This window comes from Stappia sp. (genome assembly GCF_040110915.1).
GTDB lineage: Bacteria > Pseudomonadota > Alphaproteobacteria > Rhizobiales > Stappiaceae > Stappia.
The window spans coordinates 2,460,777-2,484,513 of sequence record NZ_CP157793.1 but is presented as its reverse complement, the minus strand read 5'-3'; the positions used below and the strand labels follow the sequence as shown (position 1 = coordinate 2,484,513).

Below are 23,737 nucleotides of genomic sequence, written 5' to 3'. Positions count from 1 at the left end.
CTTCATGCGCGGGACCCCGGAGTGTCGTCGGGCGGGCCGAAATCCAGCGACAGCTGCGCGGTGCCCGTGGCCGGTCGACTTGCCCGCTGGCCGCGTTGCTTCAGGCCGCTCTTGCGGCTGCCGTGCCGGTTTTGAATGCGATCCGCCTGCGCCCGAAAGGCCGTGCCGTCGCGCACCGCCCAGATGCGCTCGCGGGCGGCCCGCGCGGCGGCGAGGTGATCGACCACCGGCCGGGGGTAGCGCGTGCCGAGCAGCCCTGCGGCCTCCGGCCACTTCCAGGGCTCGTGCAGAAAGGCGTCCGGCACGCCGCGAAGCTCCGGCACCCAGGTCCGGGTGAAGGTGCCGGCCGGGTCCTGATCCAGCCCCTGCTTGACCGGATTGTAGATCCGGATGGTGTTGATGCCGGTGGTGCCCGACTGCATCTGCACCTGCGGCCAGTGGATGCCCGGTTCGTAGTCGACGAAAAGGCGGGCGAGATGGGCTCCGGGGGCCTTCCAGTCGAGCCAGAGGTGATAGCTTGCCACCGCCATCAGCATGGCGCGGGCGCGAAACGGCAGCCAGCCGGTCGCCGCGAGCGCGCGCATGCAGGCGTCGACGAAGGGGAGGCCGGTTTCCCCGCTGCACCAGGCGGCGAGGCGGGCCGCGTCGCTTTCGGCCGGGCGCAGGCCGTCATAGGCGCGATGCAGGTTGCGGTGCTCGATGGAGGGCGCGTCCTCGAGTTTCTGCATGAAATGCCCGCGCCAATGCAGCCGGGCCTCGAAGGAGGACAGCGCCCCGCGCCAGGCGCCGTCCGCCGCGCCCAGAGCCTCGCGGCGGGCGCGGGTGGCGTGCAGGGTCTCGCGCAGCGACAGCGTGCCCCAGGCGAGGTGCGGCGATAGGCGCGAGCAGGCGCGTGCGGCCGTGACCGGGCTCGACATCGCCCGGCGATAGGGCTTGCCTCGGTCGGTGAGGAAGCTGTCGAGGCAGGCGCGCGCCGCGCGGCGACCGCCTGTCTGGCGCCCCGCGCAGGCGTCGGGCGCAAGGCCGAGGCTGGCTGCCTGCGGGATCGCGCCGGGGTCGATGCCGGCGAGCGGCGTCAGCGCGGGTGCGGGCGCGGGCGGCTCCGCCATCTCCCGGTCGAAGCGGCGGGCCCAGCCGCTGCGGCTGGCGAGCCGGCGCACGACACCGTCCTGACGCACTTCATGCCAGGCGATGCCGCGCTCGGCACACCAGGCGCCGACCGCGCGATCGCGGGCGTAGGTCCAGCCGTTGCCGGTTTCCTGATGCGACCACAGCGCCGCGATGCCGTGGCGTGCGGCAACCGCCTCCAGCGTTTCGATGACACCGCCGACGCGCACCACCAGCGGCTGACCGAGGTCTGCGAGCGCCGTGCGCAGGTCGTGCAGGCACTCGGCCACGAAGGCCCATTGGCGCGCCGACATGTCGGGCGCCTGCCAGAGGCCGGGCTCCACGACGAAGAGCGGCAGCACCGGACCCCGCGCGGCCGCCGCGGCGAGCGGGCGGTGATCCTGACAGCGCAGGTCGCGCTTGAACCAGACGACGTGAAGCGGGGGGCGAACGATTGTCATGAACTGTGGCGCGGCGTGGAAGGGGACAGCGGAGGTCGGAGGGCTTCACCAGAATTCGGTGCCGGGGCGGCCCTTGAAGGGGCCCGCGATCCAGGAGGTGATCCAGCCGCCATAGAAGCGTCCGTCCTGCGCCCGCACCCGCTCGGCGCCAACGAAGCAGGCCAGTTCGGGCACGGCATAGAAGGCGAGATGGTCGCGCAGCTGCGCGAAGGCGCCGGCAGCGGCCGCGTAGCTCCAGGCAATGCCGTCGAGCGTCGGGCCGCCGCCACGCACCGACCAGTAGGTCGCCATGCCCTTGAATTCGCAGTAGCTCGTCTGGACCGCGCGCTCCAGGGCGCTCATGTCGATATCGGCGACCGGCAGATAGTAGGTCGGCGGATGGCTCGTTTCCAGCACCCGGATCGCGGTCCGCGTGTCGGCGAGGACGCGCGCGCCGCACTCGACCCGCACGCGCTCGGCAACCGCCTCGAGACGCGGCGGGCGCGGGTAATCCCACACGGATTCGACCGGGCGCGGCCCGCCGCCCGGGCCGGGCTCATCCCGCATGGGAGCGGGCCTCGCACTCCGCGCGCGCCGCGCGGTGGCGCTGCTGCCAGGCCAGGAAGCCGCGATAGCCGAGTTGCGCGAGCTGACGGATGCCGGGCACCGAGAAGATCCAGGCCGCATGCCGAAAACCCGGAAGCGCGCGCCAGATGCGGGCGAAGGCATCGACGCCCACATGCCAGGTGCCGTCTGGGTCGCGCACGTGAAAGCGTCCGAGCAGATCGTCGCGCGTCTTGCCGACCGGCAGTTGCGCGTCGCTCAGCGTCAGAATATCGGTCCAGCGGATCGCGTCGTCGCGGTCGATCCGGCTGTAGAAGCGGATTTCCATGCGGCAGACGGGGCAGTCGCCATCGTGGAAGACCTCGAGCGCCGGGCGGTGGTCATCCTGCGTCACGACGCGCCTCCCGACGCAAGACTGCGCTCGATGGCGCGGCGCAGGCGCGCGGAGTCCGGCGTGGTCATCGGCGTGAACCAGTCGACCAGCCGGCCGTCCGGGCCGATCAGATATTTGTGGAAGTTCCAGCGCGGCTTGCCGAGCGGACCGGCCTGCGCGCTCGCCCACTTGTAGAACGGCGTGGCCTTGTCGCCGACCACCGTGGTCTTGTTGGTGAGCGGGAAATCCACCCGATAGGCCGACTGGGTGAAATGCTCGATGTCGGCTTCCGTGCCCGGCTCCTGACCGCCGAAGTCGTTGGACGGCACGCCGATCACCACAAGGCCCTTGTCGCGATGCTCCTCATAGAGCGCCTGCAGCGGCGCATATTGCTGGGTGAAGCTGCAACGCGACGCCGTGTTGACCACCAGCACCGTCTTGCCGCGATAGGCGGCGAGCGGCATCTCGCTGCCGTCGATCGCGGTCAGCGAGAAGTCATGCGCGGTTTGCTCGGGGTCGGCGGCGGCCGACCCGGCGAAAAGCGATGCGATCAAAGCCATGGCAAGCCTCGCAAGCATGTCGGGTCTCCCTCTTTGCTTGAGGGAGACTACGGCCTCGCGCGGGGCGCGGATCGCCGCGGCCTTTCGGACGTGGGCGGGGCAAAATGTCGCAAGGGCGGGCGCGGACCGGCCCGTCAGATGAGCTGAAGGCCCCGGAAACTGGCGTGTCCGTCGCGGCCGACGATGATGTGGTCGTGCAGCGCGATGCCGAGCGGCTTGGCGATCTCGGCGATCTGATTGGTCATCTGGATGTCGGCGCGCGAAGGTGTGGGGTCGCCGGAGGGATGATTGTGCACCAGAATGATCGCGCTTGCGGAGAGTTCCAGCGCGCGCTTCATCACCTCGCGCGGATAGACCGGCGTGTGGTCGACCGTGCCGCGCTGCTGCACCTCGTCGGCGATCAGCGCGTTCTTCTTGTCGAGAAACAGGATGCGAAACTCTTCCCGGTCGGAAAAGGCCATCGCCGTGCGCACGTAGTCGAGCACCGCCGACCAGGAGGAGAGGACCGGCTTCTTGCGCACTTCCTCGCGCAAAAAGCGCTGCGAGACGGCATGGGCGAGCTTCAGCTGGTCGACGACCCGCTGGCCCACGCCCTTGACCTCCATAAGCCGCGCCGGCGGGGCGGCGAGCACATCGGCGAAGGAGCCGAAACGGGCGATCAGCGCCTTGGCGATCGGCTTGGTGTCGGCGCGCTTGATGGGCGAGAAGAGCAGCAGCTCCAGCATCTCGTAGTCCTGCAGCGCCTCATGTCCGCCGTCGCGAAAGCGCTGGCGCAGCCGGTCGCGGTGCCCGTGATAGTGCGGCGCCGCGCTGGCGTCTGAGAACCCGCTGTCGTCGGTGCCCATCGTCGGCCTCCCTCGGTGCGCTCAACGCGATCCTTGCGCCACCGGGTTGTCGAGGCCGGCGGGCGAGAGGGTGAAGATCTCGCAGCCCTCTTCCGTGATGCCGACCGAATGCTCGAACTGCGCCGACAGCGAGCGGTCGCGCGTCACCGCCGTCCAGCCGTCGCCGAGCACCTTCACGTGCGGACGTCCGAGGTTCACCATCGGCTCGATGGTGAAAATCATGCCGGGCTTGAGCTCGATGCCCTCGCCGGGCCGGCCGTAGTGCAGGATGTTCGGCATGTCGTGGAACAGCCGGCCGACGCCGTGGCCGCAGAAATCGCGCACCACGGAACAGCGCTCGGCCTCGACATAGGACTGGATCGCCGCGCCGATATCGCCGGTGGTGTTGCCGGGCTTCGCGGCGGCGATGCCGCGCAGCAGCGATTCATAGGTGACCTCGATCAGTCGCTCGGCGGCGCGCTTGGGCTTGCCGACCGCATACATGCGGCTGGAATCGCCGTGCCAGCCGTCGAGGATGAAGGTCACGTCGATGTTGACGATGTCCCCGTCCTTCATCGGCTTGTCGTTGGGGATGCCATGGCACACCACGTGGTTGATCGAGGTGCAGCACGACTTGGTGTAGCCGCGATAGTTCAGCGTGGCGGGAACCGCGCCGTGCTGCTTGCCGAAGGCGAAGACGAAGTCGTCGATCTGCTGCGTGGTGGCGCCGGGCTGCACCAGCTCCGTCAGCGCGTCGAGGCAGCGGGCGGTGAGTTGCCCGGCCTTGTGCATGGCGGCGAAATCCGCGGGATCGTAGAGCCGGATCTGGCCGGTGTTCTTCAGCGGGGCGGTGGCGGCGTCGATGTAAGTGACCATCGGTTTCTCGTGTTGGGCGCGGGCTCGGCGCGCACCGCGACGGGCGCGCGTTGGCCGTTCGCCGGTCTCGTCATGGGCGTCCCCGACAGATCCGGTGTATCCGGGACCGGTCCGGGACGTTCGGGTCCGGTCCGGGGCCGGACTGCGTCGAAAGCGCGCCGGGAGGACGTCCGGACTGGTCCGGACCGCCTCCACGTCTCGATCCCGGCCGACGCGCGACCGGTCACGGCGGTTTGCAGGTTTTCATAGCCTTAAAACGACGCGCGCGCCCGCGCAATCGGCTTTCGCGGACTGGCTGCACCCGCGCGCTTCACACCATGCGCTTGCCTCTTGCGCGCGCCCGCGCGGAGGGGTACCCAAAGACGGACGCGGACGTGGTGGAACCGGTAGACACAAGGGACTTAAAATCCCTCGGCCTTGCGCCATGCGGGTTCGAGTCCCGCCGTCCGCACCATGTGCCGAGCCGTGCGTAGCATGTTCCGAAAAGGGGTGCCGGGGTCCCGCAAAAGACGCGCGGCGTCCTGTATGACGGATGCCGGGTCGTGAGGGGCGCGCGGGCTTCGAGGGGGCGCGCAGCGCGGAAACTCCGCGACCGGCGGGACTGCCTGACCACAGACGACGAAAGACGCCGATACGTGATCTCGCTGCGCCCCGTTCTCAACGTTCTCGGCTTCCTCTACGTGGGCCTGGCGACCGCCATGCTGATCCCGGCCATGGTGGATGTAGCCGCGCGCAATGCCGACTGGCAGGCCTTCGTCATGTCGGCGCTGATCACCGGGCTGATCGGCCTCCTGATGTCCGTCGCCGTCGGCGGGTCGCTCGCCGAGGGGCTGAACATGCGCCAGACCTTCGTGCTGACGACGCTGTCCTGGATCACGCTGCCGGCCTTCGGCGCGCTGCCCTTCCTGTGGCTTGGCGTGGGCTATGCGGATGCGGTCTTCGAGGCGGTGTCGGGCTTCACCACCACGGGGTCGACCGTGCTGTCGGGGCTCGACGGATTGCCGCCGGGCCTGCTCGTGTGGCGCTCGCTGATGCAGTGGATGGGCGGCGTCGGCATCATCGTGATGGCGATCGTTCTGCTGCCGCATCTGCGCGTCGGCGGCATGCAGCTCTTCCAGACCGAAAGCTCCGACCGCAGCGAGAAGATCGTCGCCCGCTCCATCGAATTGGCGCGGCTGATCGGCGTGTCCTACCTGTTCCTGACGTTCCTGTGCGGCGTCGCCTACTGGGTCTCCGGCATGAGCGTCTTCGACGCGGTCAACCACGCCTTCACGACGATCGCCACGGGCGGCTATTCCACGCACGACCTGTCCTTCGGCTATTTCACCAATCCGGCGACCGCCTGGGTCGCCATCGTCTTCATGGTGATCGGCTCTCTGCCCTTCGTGCTGATCATCCAGGCGCTGAGGGGCGAGCCGCTCGCGCTGTGGCGCGACCCGCAGGTGCGCGCCTTCATCGGCTTCGTGGTTCTGGTGTCGCTGGCCGTCACGGTCTACCTCGGCCTGCAACACCGGGTGCCCTTCGCCGATGCCTTGCGCATGTCGGCCTTCAACATGATCGCCGTCGTCACCGGCACCGGCTACGCCTATGGCGACTTTACCACCTGGGGGCCGCCGATCGTTGTGCTCGGCCTGCTGCTGATGTTCGTCGGCGGCTGTACCGGCTCGACCACCGGCGGCATCAAGATCTTCCGCTTTCTGGTCTTCTTCGGCACCGTGCGCGCGCATCTGCGGCGCATGGTGCGGCCGAACCGGGTGCTGCCGGAATCCTACGGCAAGACGCGGCTGACGCCGGAACTGTCGTTCTCGGTGCTGGCCTTCCTCGTCGTCTACATGGGCACGGTCGGCGTGATCACGCTGCTGCTGGCCGCCTTCAACCTCGATCTGGTCACCGCGCTGTCGGCGGCGGCGACGGCGGTCGGCAACGTTGGCCCGGGGCTTGGTCCGATCATCGGGCCGGCGGGCAATTTCGCGCCGCTGCCCGACGGGGCGAAATGGATCCTGTCCTTCGCCATGCTGATGGGGCGTCTGGAACTCTTCACCGTCATCGTGCTGCTCGACCCGGACTTCTGGTCGCGCTGACGGCCGGCGTCCCCGCCATCGTTATCGGGAGGATGTCCCTTGCGCTTTCCCTCAGCCCTCGTTCCGGGCCGCCTCGTGCGGCGCTACAAGCGGTTCCTGGCCGATGTGGTGCTCGACGAAACCGGCGAGGAGATCACTGCCCATTGCGCCAATCCGGGCTCCATGCTGGGGCTGAAGGAGCCGGGCCTGCGCGTCTATCTCTCGCGCTCCGACAATCCCAAGCGCAAGCTCGCCTATTCCTGGGAACTGGTGGAAGCGGATGGCGCGCTGGTCGGCATCAACACGGCCCACCCCAACCGACTGGTGGAGGAGGCGCTTCTCGCCGGCGCGATCCCCGAGCTTGCCGGTTTCGCCGACCTGCGCCGCGAGGTGAAATACGGGAAAAACAGCCGCATCGACATCCTGCTGGAGCAGGGCGACGGGCGGCCGGTCTACGTGGAGGTGAAGAACGTCCACCTGATGCGCGACGCGGGGCTTGCCGAGTTTCCCGATTCGGTCACCGCGCGCGGAGCGAAGCATCTGGTGGAGATGGGGGACATGGTGGCCGAGGGCGCGCGCGCCGCGATGGTTTATCTGGTCCAGCGCCCGGACTGCTCGGCGCTGTCGCTTGCCGCCGACATCGATCCGGCCTATGCGGCGGCCTTCGCCGAGGCGCGCGCGCGCGGCGTCGAGGCCTATGCCATCGGCTGCCGGGTCACGCCGCAGGAGATCGTGGCGGAGCGTGCGGTCACGCTCCGCGTGTGACCGGGTTCGTTCGGGAGCGCGGGGGAGCGTGCGCGCCGGTCAGGCGACCGCGTCGCCGCCCTGCTGCACCACGATCAGGCTGCCGTTCGGCACCCGCGCGGCGAGATCGATCACATCCTGGTTGAGCAGCCGCACGCAGCCCGAGGACACCGCCTTGCCGATGGACCATTCCTCCATCGTGCCGTGCACGCGGTAGAGCGTGTCGCGGCCGCCTTCGTGGATGTAGAGCGCGCGGGCGCCGAGCGGATTGTCGAGGCCGGGCTCCATGCCGTTTCGGTATTTCTCGAGTTCCGGTTCGCGCGCGATCATGTCCGCCGGCGGTGTCCAGCGCGGCCAGGCGCGCTTGTAGGCGATGCGCGCGCGTCCGCCCCAGGAGAAGCCCGCGCGGCCGATGCCGCAGCCGTAGCGCATCGCCTGGCCGTTCTCCATCACCAGATAGAGAAACCGGTTGGGCGTATCGACGACCAGCGTGCCGGGCTTCTCGGGCGTGGCGTAGGGCACGATCTGCCGGAAATAGACCGGATCGACCTTGCGCAGGTCGACGGCCGGAACAGGGAATTCTTCCTGCGGCATCGCCGCGTACATCGACAGATAGTAGGGGTCGATCGCGGGCCGTGCCGGCGTCGTGACGGCGCCGTAACGCGCGCTCCCCGTGGTCTGGCTGGTGCAGCCGGCCGCTGCGAGACTGGCGGCTCCGATCAGGAAGCCGCGTCGGGAAAGGGCACCGGACGAGGTGCGAAGCGTATCGGTCATCGGGATCACATTGCATGAGAAAACGACACGACCGTGTCTGCGGTCGCGGCGAAGAGGGAGACGGACGGGCGGCTGTCTCAGCGCGGCGGCGGCGTTTCGATTGCCATCGCGGTGGCTTTCGGCGGGCTGACCGGCGTGTGCGCCCGTTCGACGGGGGCGGGGTGCGGAGCGACGATCCTCGGTCCGTCGGGCAGGATGTAGGGCGTGCAGGCGGTGACGCGCTGGCAGCCGGGCATCGCCATGATGTTGCCCGGCGCGGGCGCCGGCGCCGCGATCATTGGCGGTTCGCCCAATGACGGTTCGCCCAATGGCGGCTCCCCGGCGCGAAGGGGCGACGCGACGCCGGATGCGTCCCCCGCCGGTGCGGCCTGCGCAAGCGAAAGCACACCGCCGGCATGGGCGGTGAAGGCAAGCAGCAGAAGCGCGATCAAGGCGCGCCGAATCCGGGAGCCGACGTCCGTCATGGCGCTTTAGTGCCCTCGGAATTGCGTCGAAATATGGACGCCCGGGTCACAATTGCGCGATGGGGAAGCTGCCCTGCGCGGCGCGCATGGCCGCCGAACGCGTCAGCCCTGCGTGCTCGTCGCGATGGGGGGCTGGAACTGCCAGCCCATGTCCCAGGGGAAATAGATCCAGGTGTCCTGCGAGACCTCGGTCACGAAGGTGTCGACCAGCGGCCGGCCCATCGGCTTGGCGTAGACGGTGGCGAAATGCGCGTCGGGCAGCATGTCGCGGACCACGCGGGCGGTTTTGCCGGTGTCGACGAGGTCGTCGATGACGAGCACGCTCGACCCCTTGCCGCCGTTGAGATCGATCACCTTGGGGTCGACCGGCTTGATGACCTTCAACGACCCTTGCGTTTCATAATCGTGATAGGAGGCGACGCAGACGGTCTCGATCATCCGGATGCCGAGCTCGCGGGCGACGATGGCGGCCGGAACGAGCCCGCCGCGCGTGATGCAGACGATCGCCTCCCACGATCCCTGTCCCGACAGGCGCCACGCAAGCGCCCGGCTGTCGCGGTGAAACTGGTCCCAGGAAACGGGAAAGGCCTTGGGCTGGTTCGGGTTTTCCATCGCGTGTCGGTCCTGTTGCGGCGAATCGGGTCAGGGGGCGAGAAGACTGTCGACGGCCGCGCGGACCGCCCGTTCGGCGGTCTCGAGCAGGGCCGTGTCGCGGGCGCGCACGACGACCTGCGTCGAGAAGCGGCCGTCGTTGGAACGGGGATAGGAGCCGATCATGACGCCGGGATGCGCGTCCTGGATCTCCCTGAGCGCGCCGGCGAGGCGGCTTTCGGGCAGATCGGCGTCGATCGCGGCGGTGTGCATCTTCAGCCCCGTCTTCAGCGTCGGGGCGATGGCGTCGAGCATCGCCTGCATGACCGCCGGCACGCCGGCCATGACATGCACATTGCCGATCCGGAAACCCGGCGCCCTGGAGACCGCGTTCTCGATCAGCTCCGCGCCGTGCGGGATGCGGGCCATGCGCAGCCGCGCTTCCGTCAACTGGCCCTCGGGATAGAAGGCGCGCAGGATCGCGACCGCGCGCGGATCGTGATCGATGCCGACCCCGAAGGCCCGGGCAATCGCATCCGCCGTGATGTCGTCGTGGGTCGGGCCGATGCCGCCGGAGGTGAAGACATAGGTGCACCGTTCGCTCAGCGCCCTGACCGCCTCGACGATGCGCTCCTCGACATCGGGCACGACGCGGACCTCGACCAGATCGATGCCGATGGCGGTGAGAAACTCCGCCAGATAGCCGATGTTCTTGTCCTTGGTGCGTCCGGACAGGATCTCGTCGCCGATAACGACGAAGCCCGCCGTGACGATATCTCTTTGCGGATCGGTGGTCATGCGCGTGTCTTCCAGGGTTCGGGCTCGGGCGGCGTCAGCGCGCCTGCGGCGGGCGCCAGCCATACAGCCAATCGAGCCGCGCGAGAAGACGCTCGCCCGACAGGGCGCGCATCACCATGTCGCGCCCCACGGCCAGCGGTCCGGCCAGGTGATAGACGCGGTCGTTGGCGCGCGCCAGGCGCAACACGCGCTCGGCCCGGTCCTGGCGTTCGTGCTGATAGGCGGCGAGTGCGCGGGCCGGGTCGTCGCGATGCGCCTCGAGCTGGCGGGCCAGCGCCTCGGCGTCCTCGATGGACATGCCCGCGCCCTGTGCCGCGAAGGGCAGCATCGCATGGGCGGCGTCGCCGAGCAGGCCTATGCGGCCGTGCACCCAGGTGGTGCCGGGGTCCATCCCGCACAGCGCCCACTTCAGCCAGTCCTGCGGCAGCGCCAGAAGCTCCCGGACCTCCGCCGCCCAGCCGGAGAAGCGGGCCTTCAGCGCCTGCGGGTCGGCCGGGGTCGACCAGGTTTCGGCGTCCCAGTCCTCCTTCACCAGCGCGACGATGTTGAACTGGCGGCCGGCGGACACGGGATAATGCACGACATGGGCATCCGGCCCGAGCCACAGGCCGGTCACGGTGCGCCAGCGCTGTGGCACCGCATCGATCGGCAGCACCGCGCGATAGGCCGTGCGGCCGCTGAAGACCGCCTGACGCAGCCCCAGGATGCGCCGGCGCACCGTGGACCAGACGCCGTCGGCGCCGATGAGCGCGGCGGCGCGGGCGTGATCGCCGGCCTCGTCGGTCTCCAGATCGAGCCGCACGGCGTCGTCGTCCTGCTGCGCGTCGCGCACGCGGGTGCCGAGCCTCAATGTGATGTCGGGGGTGGCGCCGGCGGCGTCCAGCAGCACACGTTGCAGGTCGCCGCGATGGATCACCAGATAGGGCGCGCCGTAGCGTGCTTCGGCGGTGCGTCCCAGCGGCACCTCGGCGATGGCGGCACCGGAACGCCCGGACAGGATCTTGATGGCCTCGGGCGCGACCGCGAGACGCCGCAGCGGCTCCTCGAGCCCGAGATCGCGCAGCACGTGAAAGGCGTTCGGGGAGATCTGCAGGCCGGAGCCGACCGGCTCCAGGCTGGGCGCGCGCTCCAGCACGGTGACGGGCCGGGAGCGGCGCGCGAGGGCAATGGCGGCGGTCAGTCCGCCGATGCCGGCGCCGGCGATGTAAAGCGGATCACGCATGAGCGACTGGAATCCGAAGAGGGGCGCGCCGCCCGCAAGTCACCGTCCTTGCGGTGCGAACGGGCGGGCCGGGCGATCAGGCGGCGCTGCTTTCCGGCGTCCACACACAGTGCGCCGGATCGGCCTCGCCGGGCGCGAGATCCGGATTGTAGCGGTAGAGGGTCGAGCAATAGGGGCACACGATCTCCGTCTCGTCGCCCATGTCGAGATAGACGTGGGGATGATCGAAGGGCGGCTTGGCGCCGATGCACTGGAATTCCTTCGCGCCGATCTCGATCTTGTCCAGGCCGCCGTCGTTTTGAAAGTGGGGGACGACACCATCCGCCATCGCATCCATCCGTCTTCTTGAGTGGGTTGCCGAGTGCGCGGACCATACGCAGGAACGGCCTGCTTGAACAGGGGGCTTGAACCGCGCCAGGCGGAACCGGCCGGGCAGGTTCGTGCGCCGCCGCAATGCTGCAGAAAGCGCGGTCGCTGCCGCGTCCGCCCGGTCGCCGCGGGTACGGCAGGGGGTTTTCATTTTCCGCGCGGGCGCCTATCGTGAAGCCCGCCCCGTATTACGTTTACGTCAAGGTAAATACCCGGATGCCCCATTTCGACTCCGCCGGCCTGAAGCTCGCCTATCTCGACGAGGGGCGCGGCGATCCGATCCTTCTGATCCACGGGTTTGCCTCTAACAAGGCCGTGAACTGGGTCTATCCCGGCTGGGTGGATGTGCTGACCAAGGCCGGACGGCGGGTGATCGCCATCGACAATCGCGGTCACGGCGAGAGCACCGGCACCCATAATCCCGACGACTACGGCGCGCCGACCATGGCGGAGGATGCCCGGCGGCTGCTCGATCATCTCGGCCTCGCCCGGGTCGATGTCATGGGCTACTCGATGGGCGCGCGCATTTCCGCCTTTCTGACGCTCAATCACCCGACGCGGGTGCGCAGCGCGGTGTTCGGCGGCCTCGGCTACGGCATGGTCACCGGCATCGGCAATCCCGAGCCCATCGCCTCGGCGCTGGAGGCCGAGCGCTTTTCCGACATCACCGACCGCACGGGGCGGGCCTTTCGCGCCTTCGCCGAGCAGACCAAGTCCGACCGGCTGGCGCTGGCCGCCTGCATGCGCTCCTCGCGCCAGAAGATCAGCGAGGCCGAAGTCGCGCGCATCGCGCAGCCGGTTCTCGTCGCCGTCGGCACCAGGGACGAGATCGCCGGCTCGCCGGCGGACCTTGCGAAACTGATGCCGCGCGCCGGCGTGCTCGAGATCCCCAACCGCGATCACATGGTCGCGGTGGGCGACAAGGTGTTCAAGGCCGGCGTGCTCGACTTTCTCAAGAGCGTCGAGGGGGGAGGGGCTGCATGAGCGATCGCACGCGGAGTTTCACGGGCGCGGACGGCAACCGGCTGGTCGCCGACGAGTTTGGCGACGGCGGCCGTCCCGCGTTGCTGCTGCACGGGGGCGGGCAGACCCGCCACGCCTGGGACGCGACCGGTGTGCGTCTCGCCGAGCGCGGCCTGCATGCCTGGAGCGTCGACCTGCGCGGCCATGGCGACAGCGACTGGGTGGCGAGCGGGGCCTATGACTTTCTGGACTACGCGCGCGACGTCGTGGCGCTGTCCGACACGCTTGCCGGGGAAACGGGCCAGCGGCCGATCGCCATCGGCGCGTCGCTGGGCGGCATCGCCTCGCTGATGGCGGAGGGGAAGCTCAGGCCTGGCGCGCTGTCGGCCCTGGTGCTCGTGGACATCACGCCGCGCATGGACCCGTCGGGCGTGAGCAAGATCCTCTCCTTCATGGCGGACCGCGTCGAGGACGGGTTTGCCACGGTGGAGGAGGCCGCCGACGCCATCGCCAGCTACCTGCCGCACCGCGCCCGTCCGTCCAGTCTCGACGGGCTGGCGAAGAACCTGCGCCAGCATTCCGACGGGCGCTTTCGCTGGCACTGGGACCCGCGGTTCATCCAGAACAAGCATGCCCACGACGAGGACCCGCATCGCGCGGAGGAGGATCTGGTCGCCGCCGCCCGGGCCCTCGACCTCCCCGTCCTGCTGGTGCGCGGCGGCAAGTCGGAGCTCGTCACCGACGCGCATGTGGAGGAGTTCCTGACGCTCGTGCCCCATGCCGAGGTCTCCGATGTGGCCGGCGCCGGCCACATGGTCGCGGGCGACCGCAACGACGTCTTCGCCGGCGCGGTTGTCTCCTTCCTCGACCGTCTCGCCGCCGCCTGACATCTTCGCGAGCCGAGGGCGCCGCCGCCCGTCCGCGCTTTCGCGGGCCTTGCGCGAGGTGGCGCGCGCGTGGCCTTCCGCCGGTCGCCCGTCCTTTGAAATCCCCGATATCCCCGCAGTTTCGCTCCTGTGGACGCCGCGCCGGCGCGGGGAACGTACGCGGACTGTCGCCGCATCCTGTGAATTTAGTAGAAGCCAATTATATCAATATTTTACATGGTTAATCGAAAGTTAAACCTGCATGTGAGCGTGCTTGAGGATCGCTTGAAGACGGGGCTTCAAGGCACTTTAAATTCACAGGTTTCGAATATTTGGAGCGGCGGGTGGTTTCGGCGGTCTTCAAGTGTCGCTCGAGGTGCCTGCCAGACAGAATCAAGCCGTGCTCGCCGCGACACGGAATCAGTCCGGCGCGGCCGCGTCAAGGCGGCCCCGCGCGCTCTTGGGACAAGGCTGAGCGGAATCGGTTAACGAAATGATTCCGTCGTTTGGAAGCCGCCGGAATGCCGGCGGCTTCGGTCATCGTTTCCGTTCGTCGACCCTGGCCGCCGCGCCCGCGATCACCGGCCGTGAAAGACCGGCGTGCGCTTTTCGAGAAAGGCCGTGCGCCCTTCCTTGAAGTCGGCGCTGTCGAAGCAGGCGTCGGCGAGCGACTGGCAGTGGGCGAGCGCCTGGGGGTCGAGCGTTGCGGTCAGCGCGTCGATGCCCGCCTTGGCCGCGCGGAGCGTCAGCGGCGCGCCGCTGGCGATGGCCTCCAGCATGTGCGCGGTCTCGGTGTCGAGCTCCTGCGGGGCAACCACCTGATCGACCAGGCCGAGTTGCCGGGCTTCCTGTGCGTCGATGCGGCGCGCGGTGAAGAACAGGAGCTTGGCGCGCGCCGGTCCCACGAGCCGCACCACATCGGCGAAGGCGGTGGGCGGATAGCCGACGCCGAGGCGCGCGGCCGGAATGCCGAAGCGCGCGCTTTCGTCGGCGATGCGGATGTCGCAGGCAGCCGCGATGCCGAGCCCGCCGCCCAGGCAGAAGCCGCGGATCATCGCCACGGTGGGCAGAGGGCAATCGCGCAGCGCGTCGAAGGCGGCCGCGTTGCAGGCTTCATAGGCCCGCGCCGAGGTTGCGTCGCGGCGCACGGTCTCGAACTCGGAGATATCGGCGCCCGCGACGAAGGTGGCCTCGCCCGACCCGCGCACAGCGATGACGCGCACGCCCGGCGTCGCGGCAAGCGCGGCGAGGGCGTCGGGAATGGCCCGCCACATGTCGAGGGTCACGGCATTGCGCCGGGCCGGATTGTCGATCACGAGCCAGCCGATCGCGCCGTCGACGCGGGTGGCGATGGCGGGCGTGGCGGTCTCGCGCGGGGCGGAAGAAATGTCGGACATGCAGGGCTCCAGATCGGACCGACGGGTCCATGTCTTCAGGCTCTCGTGTTTTGGCAGGCGCCGCGCCGGCTGTCCACGCGACGCCCGCCTGGCGCCTCCTATGGTCATCGGCCCCCGGATCGCTATATGATGCGTCCAACGCCGGCCCGGCGTGAACCGGGCCCGCCGTGGTGGGCTGCCGTGCCCGAGCGGGCGAGGATCCGGGCCACCGCGTCACGATCAGGAGGCTGCGATGCCGCAATCCACGTCACTTCCGGATGCCGCCCGGCTGCCGCGCCACGATCCCGTGTGGGAGCGATTGCGCGAGGAAGCGGAGGCCATGGTGCGCTGCGAGCCGGCGCTGTCGTCCTTCGCCTATGAGACCGTGCTCAATCACGACCGCCTGGAGGAGGCGGTGGTGCATCGCCTCGCCGACCGGCTCGGCCATGTGGTGGTGTCGCCGTCGCTCATTCGGCAGACCTATCTGGAGGCGCTGGCCGACAGTCCCGAAATCGTGGATGCGTTCCGCGTCGACATCGTTGCCGTCTACGATCGCGACCCGGCCTGCACGCGGTTTCTCGAGCCGCTGCTCTACTTCAAGGGGTTTCACGCGCTGCAGACCCACCGCCTCGCCAACTGGCTATGGAAGCGCGGGCGGCGCGATTTCGCGCTCTATCTGCAAAGCCGCAATTCCGAGATCTTCCAGGTCGACATCCACCCGGCGGTGCCGGTCGGCAACGGCGTCTTCATGGATCATGCGACCGGGATCGTGATCGGGCAGACCGCCCAGATCGAGGACAATGTCTCGATCCTCCAGAACGTGACGCTCGGCGGCACGGGCAAGGAAGAGGGCGACCGTCACCCCAAGATCCGCCATGGCGTGCTGATCGGCGCGGGCGCCAAGGTGCTCGGCAACATCGAGATCGGTCATTGCTCGAAGGTGGCGTCCGGGTCGGTCGTGCTGATCGACGTGCCGGCGAACTCCACCGTGGCGGGCGTGCCGGCGCGGGTCGTCGGCAAGGCCGGATGCAGCGAGCCGTCGCGGACCATGGATCAGCTTCTGGTCAGCGACGAGGGAAGCGGCGCGGCCGCCGACTGAGGCGTCAGAGGGTGTCGCGGGCGGCAGGGCGTGGAACGGGGTCCTTGGGGAAAGGAGCCGGTTCGCCCTTGGTTCGCCGCGCGGAATATGGTGGTGTGCGCGCTTCATGGCGGGGGGCGCCCGCCGGCGTCATCAGATCACCGGAACCGGCGCGCCGGTCAACCGAAGGGAGTTTTTCGTGAAGCCTGACGAAATCCGCAAGCTTGAGGCCTATCTGCAGAAGAAGTTCGAACTGCCGAAGCTTGCCGTCCGGGCGCGGCCGAAGAAGGACGACTCGGCCGAGGTCTACATCGGCGACGAATTCATCGGCGTGCTGTATCGCGATGACGACGACGAGGACCTGAGCTGGAATTTCCAGATGGCCATTCTCGAATTCGACCTCGAGGAAGGCTGAGCGGTCCGCCGCTGATGTTCACGATGTCGCGCCTTGCGGGGGGCGACGGTTCGGAACGGGATTTGACGGGGCGGGATGGGCACGCGGGATCGCGTCGCCGTCCCGCCCCGTTGTGTTTGCACAGGTGGAGAGCACAGGGGGCTTTTACTGGGTGTTTGCACGGCGCGTTTGTACCGGGCGCATGAAACGGCCCAGTTGAACGGAATGCTTCCGCGTGGTGGCCGCTGGCGCGGCCTCAGTTGCCGCGCACGAAGGACGCGACAAGGCCGCGCATGGCCCCGTCCAGTTTCCGCCAGTCCGCAAGATGCGCCTGGCGGAAGCGATAGCTGACCACGAGGCCGGTTTCGCTCCTGAGCGTGCGCTGGCAGGTCGCCGCGAGATTTCGGTCGCGCGGGGTGAAGCAGCGCGCGGCGAACAACTGCCCGTTCTCGCTGCGATGGGCAACGAAATCCGTGCCCGCGCTGCTGTCGGCGACAAGCGGCAGCAGGGCAAGCCCCGCCGGGCCCGGCAAGGCATCGCCGGCCGCCAATGACAGCCACACCTTCTCGAAGCGCGTGTTGGTGTCCATCTGCCCGTCGTCGGCGCGCAGCGCGACGGACATGACGGGCGATGTGTCTCCGAAGTCGGCGAAGGCGTCCGCGTTCGCCTGCGAATACCCCTCCATCGACGGCCAGAGAACCGTGAGATCGAGACTGTCGCTGGCCCGGTCCGCCCCGGCGGGCGGCAGGCCGTGGCGCAGCATGTTCCCCGGGATCGACAGGGCAAGGCCTGCCATCTCGGTCTCCAGGGAGGTCCGGGTTTCGCTGAAGGAGGAGGGTGTGCGGGCATAGGACACCCACCCGCGAACGGTCTGCGCGACAAGCGCCGTTCCGGCGAGCGCAAGGGCGAGAACCAGGGGCGTGAAATGCCGCGCGCGCATCCCTGTGCCGGTCGGCAGCGTGATCGGCATCATGCGCGGTCTCCGGCCCCGGCGGCACAAGCCTGCGGCCCGCGGACGCGGGGCCTGTCCCGGTGCGGGACGCGTGTCCCGTCCTGAGGCGGGAGAAGGCAGGCGGCGTTCGCCATTTTCTTGGTTACCAGTCGGTTAATGCGCGAAGCCAAACGGCACGCTATTTGCTGGAAGCAAAGGGCGCTTGCGCTTAAGGTTCCGTGAAGATTGGTTAACGAGGGGTTAACGGGGTTATGATCGACTTGGCGATCGCCGCTTACATCGGTGCTGCCGGCTTCGTGATGGCAGGGATTCTGGGAAGTTTCTATCAGCTCGTGACGGGCGAGCCGTTGCGGTTTTCGATTTCGTTGGAAACCTGGTTGAAAGGCGTGGCGACCGGCTTCCTGTGCGTGTTCGCCGGGCCGTTCATCATCATGCGCAATGCGATTCGGGGGCATCGGATCGAGCATCGCCCGCTCGGCTGGCTGGTCGCGTCGTCGACCATCGCCGGGATGTGGAGCATCTGCTCCGGCGTCTTCGTGCTGCAGCTCGCCTTCACCGTGCTCTTGTGAGACGGGGTGGGGATCGGTAAACGGGGCCACATTCCGACAGGTCCCTGAAACCGTCCGCGAGCGAGGTAGGAATGCCCCTTTACCGACTGGACGCGCATGTTCCGGAAGTGCCCGACGACGGGGCGGTCTGGATCGCGCCGGATGCGACCGTGATCGGCCGCGTCGTTCTCAAGTCGCACGCCAGCGTCTGGTTCGGCGCCGTGCTGCGCGGCGACAACGAGGCCATCACCATCGGCGAGACCTCAAACGTTCAGGACGGCTGCGTTCTTCATACCGACATCGGCTATCCGCTGACGGTGGGCCGGGGGTGCACCATCGGCCACAAGGCGATCCTGCACGGCTGCGAGATCGGCGACAATTCCCTCGTCGGAATGGGGGCGACGGTTCTCAACGGCGCGCGCATCGGGCGCAACTGCATCGTCGGCGCCAATGCGCTGATCGCGGAGGGCAAGGTGATCCCGGACAACTCGCTGGTCGTCGGCATGCCCGGCAAGGTCGTGCGCCAGCTCGACGCGGCCGCGATCCAGGGCATCGCGAAGTCGGCGGCCGGCTATGTCCGCAACTGGCAGCGCTATGCGGCCGGGTTGGCGCCGGTCTCATAAAAAAAAAGCCGGTCCCGAAGGACCGGCCCTGGCAACCCGGTCCGGGGTGGGGAGGGGTTGGCCGAGTTGCCAAAAGGTGGTGGCGCAAAGATGCGACCTCGGGAGTGTCCCCTCAGTCGGAGATGCTGGCGACCGTGCTGACGCGCTGGTCGCTGATGGCGGCCCATTTCGCGGGATGCCGGGTGGATTGCCGTTTCACGAAACGATACGGCGCGGAATACCAGGGCAGGACCGCCTCGATCTGGTTGTCGAGGATGACGTCGCCCTGATCGGTGCGCACGGTCAAAACCGCGTGCCCGGAATTGTTGGTGTCCTTCACGACGGTGATGAGCAGGGCACTGGCCGGCCAGCCGCGGGCCCGCAGCACGCGCTGTTTCTCCAGCACATATTCCTCGCAGTCGCCGGCCCCTTCCGTCGGATAGGTCCAGTATTCCTCGACGCCGAAGAGCTCCTGGTCCGTCACGGGGCGGACCTGCCGGTTCACTTCCGCGTTGACCGCGACGAGCTCGTTCCACCGCGCCCGGTCGAGCTTGACCACCACGGCGGAGTCGTTTGCCGTCCGACATTCGTCCGGGTTTTCCGAACAGAAGCCGACATGGCCCACCGGTGCGCGGGTCGCCGATCCGACTTCCATGAAACGGCCGGTGTTGCGGTCCGCCTGCGCCGTTCCACTGGCGAGCACGATACAGGCGGCAATGGCGTACTTCAGTTTACTTGTGTGTTTCATCATGTCTACGCCCTCCCCAAGGCTGCGTAGACATTGACATTTGCGATTTTATTTCATGCAAAATGCCGAAGTTGATCTTTATGAAAGTAAAAAACGATTTTTACTTAAATAAATACTTGTTTTTATTCAAGTTGGATGCGAATTCGATTCAAGTTTTATCGATCCCGGATTTCCGCCGTTTCGCTGCTGTCGTACCGCGCCCGCATGTCCGTGCCCGGCCCCGAACCGGGGCGCGGCGACGCTGGCGGATGGGCTGCGGGGGTTGAAAAAAAGTGCCGAAAAAATGCGCCGGCGGAGCGTGGCCGGGCCGGCAGGCGGGGCGTGGATCGCGACGACCGGTGGCGGGGCCGCCGGCAATGCATCCGGGATCGTCCAGCGGTCGTCGGAAGGGGCCTGGCGCGTGCCGGCGCGCGCAGGCGCGGCGCGGTCGGGTCATACAGGGTGATGAAAGGAGGAAAAACCGCGAAAACGCGCCGGAGCGGGTGTCGGCACCCGCCGCGACCGCTCGGGGCCCGCTTTGGGGCGGGCCAAGTCAGGAGCCGGTCAGGTCAGGATCGGGTCAGGAGATGTGTTTTTCCAGCAGATCGCGGTTCTGGACGTTGGCGAATTCGACCGCGATTCCGTCTTCGGTGTGACGCACGACCCGGGCGCGCATTTTGCCGAGCGCGATGGAAATGCCGATTTCCGGCTTGACCTCGGTCTTCAGCGACGCCCCCGAGAGCGAGACGTCTACGATGCGGCACTTGTAGCTGCGGCCATCGGGAAGAACGATCTGGGTGAACGGGTTCTTCGGTGTGAAGCGCTCGTGGCGGCGGTCTTCCGGCAGGTTCAGGACGTCGCGATTGGCAAGCCATGTCAGGACGTTGGCCAGTTTGTCGCGTTTGCGCAGCGGGGCGTTGATGCGCATCGCGAAGCCGCCCTCGATCTCGCGCACCACCTCGCCCTCGATCCGGCCGATATGGTCGAGATACGCGATCACCTTCTCGCCCACGCGGGCGCCGACGGGGGTCACCAGCGACACGCCACCCGGCGACATGTCGAGGGTCTGGCACGGGTATTCGCGCCGGTTCTCCAGCATGAAACGTCCCAGGACGCTGACCTTGACACGGCTATGCCGGCGACGATCCAGCCGCCGGGCGGCGGCAGTCGTGCGATATGTAAGAGCCGTGGCCTGCGCCATCCGTCGTCGACCTTCCCTGGAGCACAACGGCCGCGCGTGCCGTTTTGTCGGTGCATCCCGAAAAGTAGTCCCGGACGGTTAACACTCGGTCAATCGCCGTCACGCGCGCGCCGGGCCGCCTCTTGATCGCGGCCCGGGCGGTTCAGTCCTCGATCACGCGCCGGCGGGCTTACGACTTGCCGCCGTCGATCACCGTCAGATGCTGGATGCGGCGTCCCGCCTGAACCGCCGCCGGAGGCGGGGTGAAGGCGCGTTCGGCCGTCATCACCGGCACGGGGCTTGCTGCCCGGTGGGGGGCGCCGGTGTTGGTCGCGCTCAGGAAGGCGGGCTGCTCGTCCGGCCACAGAAGGCGAACGCTCTTCACCGACTGGGACAGGATCGGATGCATGCCGACCCAATAGGGCTGTTCCAAAGCGACACAGGCGCCGAGCACGCGGCTGCAGCCTTCGCCGGGGATGTGCAGCGGCAGGAGCAGCATCTCCATCTCGATGCTCTGCTCGCGTTCGGTGTAGCCGGACAGGCCGAGCACGGCGGCGGCCGCGTCCTCGGTGACGGCGGCGAGCAGCGTCGACAGGGCCTCGTGGTCCTCGCGCGACCAGCCGCGCAGGATGTTGCGGTTCTTCAGCTCGCGGCAATGCAGGGTGCACAGGCGCGTCCCGGCCAGGCGGTAGCGATAGGTCTCGCGGTCGACGAGTTCCAGAATGAACGTATCGCCGAGCAGGCTGCGGATGCTGCCCGGTTCGATCTCGCTGCGATCGGGCGCGGGGCGGCCGTCCCTCAGCGCGTCCCAATACTCGTATAGGCGCTGCGTTACCGGGTGTTTCATCTGTCCTGCCCCTCGCTGTCCTGCGGTTCGAAAGGCGCCGTGCCGGGGGGGCCTGCTCGATGTGTCCCTGATCGGAACAGGACGGGACCGGCGCGCCGTTTGCGGGGATCGGTGCAGATGGCATGCCACTTGGCCGGGGCGGGCGCGTTTACCGGTCTTTAAGGTTAACAAAGGGTTTCGATTGTCGGGGGCGGGCCGCGCGGTCAGTCTCGAGGCGTTGGCTCATTGCGTCGAACCGGGCATTGACGACTTCGACGTGGCGTCGGGCGCGCCTACCGCGCGGTGACAAAGAGACACGCATCACCGATCCTGATCCGCTCCGCCCGCGCCCGATGCGCGGCGGGGCGTTTTTTTGCGCGGCGTCCCGCTCTTGATCTTGGGGCGGAATGGTCCAAGTCTCGGACGCGGCCGCCCGGCCGCCGTTTCGCGGTTCGGGCGTCGGTTTCCGGCGCGTCGCCGTTTTCCGCCTGTCCAGCCCGGATCTCCCAACCCCCGGATCTCCCAACCCAAAGGCCCGCCCATGTCCGATCCCGCCCCGCACGATCCCTTCACCCGCATGCCGCCACCGCCCGCGCAGCCGGTGTTCAACCTGCCGCGCGTGGTGACCTGGCTTGCCGGGCTGCTGATCGGCATTCATGCGGTGGTCGACTGGGGCCTGTCGCGGGAGGGCGAACTCGACGTCCTTCTGACCTTCGCGTTTCTGCCGGCGCGCTATGCGCTGGACGGGCTCGCGGGGATGAGCCTGCCGGGCGGGACGGCGGCGAATGTCTGGACGTTCCTGACCTATGCCTTCCTGCATGGAAGCTGGGGGCATCTGATCATCAACGTCGTGTGGATGGCCGTCTTCGGCAGCGCGCTGGCCCGCCGGCTGGGGCCGGGCCGCTTTCTGCTGCTGTCGGCGATTTGCGCCGTCGCCGGGGCGGCGCTGCATCTTTATCTGCACTTCGGCGAGCCGGTGCCGATGATCGGGGCCTCGGCGGCGATCTCGGGACAGATGGCGGCGGCAACACGCTTCGTCTTCCAGACGGGCGGACCGCTGGGCGCGGTGCGGCGAACCGATGCGGCAGCCTACCGCGTGCCGGCGACGGGCTTCCTGGGGGCGCTTTCCAACCCGCGCGTGGCGATGTTCCTGACGGTTTGGTTCGCCATCAACCTCATCTTCGGCGTCGTGACGCCGGGGCTCGGCGGAACCGGCGGCTCGATCGCCTGGGAGGCGCATATCGGCGGCTTCGTGGCCGGTTTCGTATTGTTTTCCCTGTTCGATCCGGTGCGGCGCGCCGGGCCGTGACGCGCTCCGGCGCGCGCATTGCCGATTGCGCCGCACGGCAGATTTGTCATGATACGGGCCTGCGGCGTCCTCCGGGGCGCCGAACCGGAGACAAGATCGGCTTCAGTCGGGAGGAGGCGCGCATGACGGTCGCATCGATTTTGAACGAGAAGGGACGGGACGTCGTCACGGAGCGGTCCACGACCCAGATGCGCGAAATCTGTGCCATTCTCGGACGGCGCCGCATCGGGGCGCTGGTGATCGCCGACGACGATGCGCCGATCGCGGGCATCATCTCGGAGCGCGACGTGGTGCGCGCGATCTCCGAGGATGGCGTCGATGCCCTCGACAAGCCGGTGTCGGCCTATATGACCGCCGAGGTGGTGACCTGCCAGCCGCAGGAGACCGTCAACACGGTGATGGCCCGGATGACCGGCGGGCGCTTCCGCCACGTGCCGGTGCTGCAGGACGGCAAGCTCGCCGGGCTCATTTCCATCGGCGATGTCGTCAAGCACCGCATCGCGCAGATCGAGCGCGAGGCGGAGGAGATGCGCAATTACATCGCCATGACCTGAGGCGGGCCCGCGAAGGGCGACGACCTGAGGCCACCGCCTCGAGCGCAATCGGTTTTCCGCGCCGCCGTCAGCGTCCGGCGGCGCGAAAGCCGTGTCAGCCGTAGATGTCCTTGGGATCGTAGACGCGGGCCCCGCCGGCGTGTTCCAGCGCCGTGGTGCCATCGTCGCGGCGCACAAGGCGGCGATAGAAGCACGCGCGGTAGCCGACGTGACAGGTGGCGCCATTCCCCGCCACCCGGACACGCAGGACGAGCGCGTCCTGATCGCAGTCGGTGAGGATCTCCACCACCTGCTGCACCTGGCCCGAGGTCTCGCCTTTCTTCCAGAAGGACTGCCGCGAGCGGCTCCAGTACCAGGCTTCCCCGGTCTCGAGCGTGCGATCGAGGGCTTCCGCGTTCATGTAGCCGACCATGAGTACGGTGCCGTCGTCCGCGTCGGTGACGACGCAGGCGATCAGCCCGTCGGCATCGAATTTCGGCTGGAAGGTCGACCCCTGCTCGACCTCGCCCTTGTCGCCGCGCGTGGCGAACTTCGTTTCCGTCATGTCCCGATCATGTCCCGATTGAAGTGCTGCGCCGGACCGGGCGGGCCCACGC

At 68.3% G+C, this 23,737-nt stretch carries 28 protein-coding genes and 1 tRNA gene; 11 read left to right on the top strand and 18 right to left on the bottom strand.

Features of this window, described 5'->3' with window-relative positions:
- Positions 1 to 2: 2 nt before the first annotated feature.
- The 6 genes from ABL312_RS11165 to map form a co-directional block, all read right to left on the bottom strand.
- Positions 3 to 1,568, bottom strand: coding sequence for a deoxyribodipyrimidine photo-lyase (locus ABL312_RS11165; RefSeq protein WP_349357450.1), 1,566 nt, complete (start codon positions 1,566 to 1,568; stop codon positions 3 to 5).
- 45 nt (positions 1,569 to 1,613) lie between these two features.
- A complete protein-coding gene (locus tag ABL312_RS11160; protein ID WP_349357449.1) occupies positions 1,614 to 2,114 on the bottom strand; it encodes a DUF427 domain-containing protein in 501 nt (166 codons plus the stop codon).
- Positions 2,104 to 2,505: a DUF393 domain-containing protein gene (locus tag ABL312_RS11155; protein ID WP_349357448.1), complete on the bottom strand. Its 402-nt coding sequence runs from the start codon at positions 2,503 to 2,505 to the stop codon at positions 2,104 to 2,106. Before ABL312_RS11155 ends, ABL312_RS11160 begins: the two co-directional genes overlap by 11 nt.
- A complete protein-coding gene (locus tag ABL312_RS11150) occupies positions 2,502 to 3,044 on the bottom strand; it encodes a glutathione peroxidase (RefSeq protein WP_349357447.1) in 543 nt (180 codons plus the stop codon). Before ABL312_RS11150 ends, ABL312_RS11155 begins: the two co-directional genes overlap by 4 nt.
- 134 nt (positions 3,045 to 3,178) lie before the next feature.
- Positions 3,179 to 3,889 (bottom strand): DNA repair protein RadC, encoded by a 711-nt coding sequence (radC, locus tag ABL312_RS11145; protein WP_349357446.1) that lies wholly within the window; start codon positions 3,887 to 3,889, stop codon positions 3,179 to 3,181.
- A 21-nt stretch (positions 3,890 to 3,910) separates the two neighbouring features.
- Complete coding sequence (gene map, locus ABL312_RS11140) at positions 3,911 to 4,744, bottom strand: type I methionyl aminopeptidase (RefSeq protein WP_349357445.1); 834 nt, start codon at positions 4,742 to 4,744, stop codon at positions 3,911 to 3,913.
- Between the two features lie 368 nt (positions 4,745 to 5,112).
- Between map and ABL312_RS11135 the strand changes: the two genes are divergently transcribed.
- The 3 genes from ABL312_RS11135 (at position 5,113) to sfsA (ending at position 7,569) form a co-directional block, all read left to right on the top strand.
- Positions 5,113 to 5,198, top strand: a tRNA-Leu gene (locus ABL312_RS11135).
- A gap of 181 nt (positions 5,199 to 5,379) precedes the next feature.
- The gene (locus ABL312_RS11130) at positions 5,380 to 6,825 is read left to right on the top strand and encodes a TrkH family potassium uptake protein (protein WP_349357444.1); all 1,446 of its coding nucleotides are present in this window, start codon (positions 5,380 to 5,382) and stop codon (positions 6,823 to 6,825) included.
- A 39-nt stretch (positions 6,826 to 6,864) separates the two neighbouring features.
- Entirely contained in the window at positions 6,865 to 7,569 is a 705-nt protein-coding gene (gene sfsA / locus ABL312_RS11125) for a DNA/RNA nuclease SfsA (RefSeq protein WP_349357443.1), read from the top strand.
- 39 nt (positions 7,570 to 7,608) lie between these two features.
- On the opposite strand, the gene ABL312_RS11120 is transcribed toward sfsA, so the two are convergent.
- From ABL312_RS11120 to ABL312_RS11095, 6 genes are all read right to left on the bottom strand, one after another.
- The gene (locus ABL312_RS11120; protein WP_349357442.1) at positions 7,609 to 8,322 is read right to left on the bottom strand and encodes a L,D-transpeptidase; all 714 of its coding nucleotides are present in this window, start codon (positions 8,320 to 8,322) and stop codon (positions 7,609 to 7,611) included.
- A gap of 77 nt (positions 8,323 to 8,399) precedes the next feature.
- The gene (locus ABL312_RS11115; RefSeq protein WP_349357441.1) at positions 8,400 to 8,753 is read right to left on the bottom strand and encodes a hypothetical protein; all 354 of its coding nucleotides are present in this window, start codon (positions 8,751 to 8,753) and stop codon (positions 8,400 to 8,402) included.
- 135 nt (positions 8,754 to 8,888) lie between these two features.
- Positions 8,889 to 9,398, bottom strand: coding sequence for a xanthine phosphoribosyltransferase (gpt, locus tag ABL312_RS11110; RefSeq protein WP_349357440.1), 510 nt, complete (start codon positions 9,396 to 9,398; stop codon positions 8,889 to 8,891).
- 30 nt (positions 9,399 to 9,428) lie between these two features.
- Complete coding sequence (locus tag ABL312_RS11105) at positions 9,429 to 10,175, bottom strand: molybdopterin-binding protein (protein WP_349357439.1); 747 nt, start codon at positions 10,173 to 10,175, stop codon at positions 9,429 to 9,431.
- Positions 10,176 to 10,209: 34 nt separating this feature from the next.
- A complete protein-coding gene (locus ABL312_RS11100) occupies positions 10,210 to 11,397 on the bottom strand; it encodes an FAD-dependent monooxygenase (protein ID WP_349357438.1) in 1,188 nt (395 codons plus the stop codon).
- 76 nt (positions 11,398 to 11,473) lie between these two features.
- Positions 11,474 to 11,725, bottom strand: coding sequence for a zinc-finger domain-containing protein (locus ABL312_RS11095; RefSeq protein WP_349357437.1), 252 nt, complete (start codon positions 11,723 to 11,725; stop codon positions 11,474 to 11,476).
- 257 nt (positions 11,726 to 11,982) lie between these two features.
- On the opposite strand from ABL312_RS11095, the gene ABL312_RS11090 reads away from it, so the two are divergent.
- Together ABL312_RS11090 and ABL312_RS11085 are read left to right on the top strand one after the other, a co-directional pair.
- Complete coding sequence (locus ABL312_RS11090) at positions 11,983 to 12,750, top strand: alpha/beta hydrolase (RefSeq protein WP_349357436.1); 768 nt, start codon at positions 11,983 to 11,985, stop codon at positions 12,748 to 12,750.
- Positions 12,747 to 13,616, top strand: a complete 870-nt coding sequence (locus ABL312_RS11085; RefSeq protein WP_349357435.1) for an alpha/beta hydrolase — start codon at positions 12,747 to 12,749, stop codon at positions 13,614 to 13,616. The genes ABL312_RS11090 and ABL312_RS11085 overlap by 4 nt, the downstream gene beginning before the upstream one ends.
- A gap of 557 nt (positions 13,617 to 14,173) precedes the next feature.
- Here ABL312_RS11085 and ABL312_RS11080 read toward each other — a convergent pair.
- Positions 14,174 to 14,992, bottom strand: a complete 819-nt coding sequence (locus tag ABL312_RS11080) for an enoyl-CoA hydratase (RefSeq protein WP_349357434.1) — start codon at positions 14,990 to 14,992, stop codon at positions 14,174 to 14,176.
- Positions 14,993 to 15,224: 232 nt separating this feature from the next.
- Between ABL312_RS11080 and cysE the strand changes: the two genes are divergently transcribed.
- Both cysE and ABL312_RS11070 read left to right on the top strand, forming a co-directional pair.
- Positions 15,225 to 16,070, top strand: coding sequence for a serine O-acetyltransferase (gene cysE, locus ABL312_RS11075; RefSeq protein ID WP_349357433.1), 846 nt, complete (start codon positions 15,225 to 15,227; stop codon positions 16,068 to 16,070).
- A gap of 178 nt (positions 16,071 to 16,248) precedes the next feature.
- Entirely contained in the window at positions 16,249 to 16,464 is a 216-nt protein-coding gene (locus ABL312_RS11070) for a DUF3126 family protein (protein WP_349357432.1), read from the top strand.
- A gap of 235 nt (positions 16,465 to 16,699) precedes the next feature.
- On the opposite strand, the gene ABL312_RS11065 is transcribed toward ABL312_RS11070, so the two are convergent.
- On the bottom strand, positions 16,700 to 17,416 hold the full coding sequence (locus tag ABL312_RS11065) for a hypothetical protein (RefSeq protein ID WP_349357431.1): 717 nt from the start codon (positions 17,414 to 17,416) through the stop codon (positions 16,700 to 16,702).
- Between the two features lie 230 nt (positions 17,417 to 17,646).
- On the opposite strand from ABL312_RS11065, the gene ABL312_RS11060 reads away from it, so the two are divergent.
- Positions 17,647 to 17,964 carry a DUF6949 family protein gene (locus ABL312_RS11060; protein ID WP_349357430.1) on the top strand — a complete coding sequence of 106 codons (318 nt, stop codon included), beginning with the start codon at positions 17,647 to 17,649 and terminating at the stop codon, positions 17,962 to 17,964.
- 71 nt (positions 17,965 to 18,035) lie between these two features.
- Positions 18,036 to 18,566: a gamma carbonic anhydrase family protein gene (locus tag ABL312_RS11055; protein ID WP_349357429.1), complete on the top strand. Its 531-nt coding sequence runs from the start codon at positions 18,036 to 18,038 to the stop codon at positions 18,564 to 18,566.
- A 112-nt stretch (positions 18,567 to 18,678) separates the two neighbouring features.
- Here the strand turns inward: ABL312_RS11055 and ABL312_RS11050 are convergent, their stop codons facing one another.
- The 3 genes from ABL312_RS11050 to ABL312_RS11040 form a co-directional block, all read right to left on the bottom strand.
- Positions 18,679 to 19,296, bottom strand: coding sequence for a transglutaminase-like cysteine peptidase (locus ABL312_RS11050; protein WP_349357428.1), 618 nt, complete (start codon positions 19,294 to 19,296; stop codon positions 18,679 to 18,681).
- 556 nt (positions 19,297 to 19,852) lie between these two features.
- On the bottom strand, positions 19,853 to 20,473 hold the full coding sequence (locus tag ABL312_RS11045) for a PilZ domain-containing protein (protein WP_349357427.1): 621 nt from the start codon (positions 20,471 to 20,473) through the stop codon (positions 19,853 to 19,855).
- 169 nt (positions 20,474 to 20,642) lie between these two features.
- Positions 20,643 to 21,299 carry a PAS domain-containing protein gene (locus ABL312_RS11040; RefSeq protein WP_349357426.1) on the bottom strand — a complete coding sequence of 219 codons (657 nt, stop codon included), beginning with the start codon at positions 21,297 to 21,299 and terminating at the stop codon, positions 20,643 to 20,645.
- A gap of 520 nt (positions 21,300 to 21,819) precedes the next feature.
- Here ABL312_RS11040 and ABL312_RS11035 point away from each other — a divergent pair.
- Together ABL312_RS11035 and ABL312_RS11030 are read left to right on the top strand one after the other, a co-directional pair.
- A complete protein-coding gene (locus tag ABL312_RS11035; protein ID WP_349357425.1) occupies positions 21,820 to 22,587 on the top strand; it encodes a rhomboid family intramembrane serine protease in 768 nt (255 codons plus the stop codon).
- Between the two features lie 122 nt (positions 22,588 to 22,709).
- Positions 22,710 to 23,141, top strand: a complete 432-nt coding sequence (locus tag ABL312_RS11030; RefSeq protein ID WP_349357424.1) for a CBS domain-containing protein — start codon at positions 22,710 to 22,712, stop codon at positions 23,139 to 23,141.
- A gap of 94 nt (positions 23,142 to 23,235) precedes the next feature.
- Here ABL312_RS11030 and hisI read toward each other — a convergent pair whose 3' ends face one another.
- On the bottom strand, positions 23,236 to 23,685 hold the full coding sequence (gene hisI / locus ABL312_RS11025) for a phosphoribosyl-AMP cyclohydrolase (RefSeq protein ID WP_349357423.1): 450 nt from the start codon (positions 23,683 to 23,685) through the stop codon (positions 23,236 to 23,238).
- Positions 23,686 to 23,737 lie beyond the last annotated feature (52 nt).

What these genes read in the sequence shown, in the direction of transcription:
- ABL312_RS11165 (WP_349357450.1), bottom strand. Translation starts at nt 1,568, where the DNA reads ATGACAATCGTTCGCCCCCCGCTTCACGTCGTCTGGTTCAAGCGCGAC.
- ABL312_RS11160 (WP_349357449.1), bottom strand. Translation starts at nt 2,114, where the DNA reads ATGCGGGATGAGCCCGGCCCGGGCGGCGGGCCGCGCCCGGTCGAATCC.
- ABL312_RS11150 (WP_349357447.1), bottom strand. Translation starts at nt 3,044, where the DNA reads ATGGCTTTGATCGCATCGCTTTTCGCCGGGTCGGCCGCCGCCGACCCC.
- radC (WP_349357446.1), bottom strand. Translation starts at nt 3,889, where the DNA reads ATGGGCACCGACGACAGCGGGTTCTCAGACGCCAGCGCGGCGCCGCAC.
- map (WP_349357445.1), bottom strand. Translation starts at nt 4,744, where the DNA reads ATGGTCACTTACATCGACGCCGCCACCGCCCCGCTGAAGAACACCGGC.
- ABL312_RS11120 (WP_349357442.1), bottom strand. Translation starts at nt 8,322, where the DNA reads ATGACCGATACGCTTCGCACCTCGTCCGGTGCCCTTTCCCGACGCGGC.
- gpt (WP_349357440.1), bottom strand. Translation starts at nt 9,398, where the DNA reads ATGGAAAACCCGAACCAGCCCAAGGCCTTTCCCGTTTCCTGGGACCAG.
- ABL312_RS11105 (WP_349357439.1), bottom strand. Translation starts at nt 10,175, where the DNA reads ATGACCACCGATCCGCAAAGAGATATCGTCACGGCGGGCTTCGTCGTT.
- ABL312_RS11100 (WP_349357438.1), bottom strand. Translation starts at nt 11,397, where the DNA reads ATGCGTGATCCGCTTTACATCGCCGGCGCCGGCATCGGCGGACTGACC.
- ABL312_RS11095 (WP_349357437.1), bottom strand. Translation starts at nt 11,725, where the DNA reads ATGGCGGATGGTGTCGTCCCCCACTTTCAAAACGACGGCGGCCTGGAC.
- ABL312_RS11090 (WP_349357436.1), top strand. Translation starts at nt 11,983, where the DNA reads ATGCCCCATTTCGACTCCGCCGGCCTGAAGCTCGCCTATCTCGACGAG.
- ABL312_RS11085 (WP_349357435.1), top strand. Translation starts at nt 12,747, where the DNA reads ATGAGCGATCGCACGCGGAGTTTCACGGGCGCGGACGGCAACCGGCTG.
- ABL312_RS11080 (WP_349357434.1), bottom strand. Translation starts at nt 14,992, where the DNA reads ATGTCCGACATTTCTTCCGCCCCGCGCGAGACCGCCACGCCCGCCATC.
- cysE (WP_349357433.1), top strand. Translation starts at nt 15,225, where the DNA reads ATGCCGCAATCCACGTCACTTCCGGATGCCGCCCGGCTGCCGCGCCAC.
- ABL312_RS11065 (WP_349357431.1), bottom strand. Translation starts at nt 17,416, where the DNA reads ATGATGCCGATCACGCTGCCGACCGGCACAGGGATGCGCGCGCGGCAT.
- ABL312_RS11060 (WP_349357430.1), top strand. Translation starts at nt 17,647, where the DNA reads ATGATCGACTTGGCGATCGCCGCTTACATCGGTGCTGCCGGCTTCGTG.
- ABL312_RS11055 (WP_349357429.1), top strand. Translation starts at nt 18,036, where the DNA reads ATGCCCCTTTACCGACTGGACGCGCATGTTCCGGAAGTGCCCGACGAC.
- ABL312_RS11050 (WP_349357428.1), bottom strand. Translation starts at nt 19,296, where the DNA reads ATGATGAAACACACAAGTAAACTGAAGTACGCCATTGCCGCCTGTATC.
- ABL312_RS11045 (WP_349357427.1), bottom strand. Translation starts at nt 20,473, where the DNA reads ATGGCGCAGGCCACGGCTCTTACATATCGCACGACTGCCGCCGCCCGG.
- ABL312_RS11040 (WP_349357426.1), bottom strand. Translation starts at nt 21,299, where the DNA reads ATGAAACACCCGGTAACGCAGCGCCTATACGAGTATTGGGACGCGCTG.
- ABL312_RS11035 (WP_349357425.1), top strand. Translation starts at nt 21,820, where the DNA reads ATGTCCGATCCCGCCCCGCACGATCCCTTCACCCGCATGCCGCCACCG.
- ABL312_RS11030 (WP_349357424.1), top strand. Translation starts at nt 22,710, where the DNA reads ATGACGGTCGCATCGATTTTGAACGAGAAGGGACGGGACGTCGTCACG.
- hisI (WP_349357423.1), bottom strand. Translation starts at nt 23,685, where the DNA reads ATGACGGAAACGAAGTTCGCCACGCGCGGCGACAAGGGCGAGGTCGAG.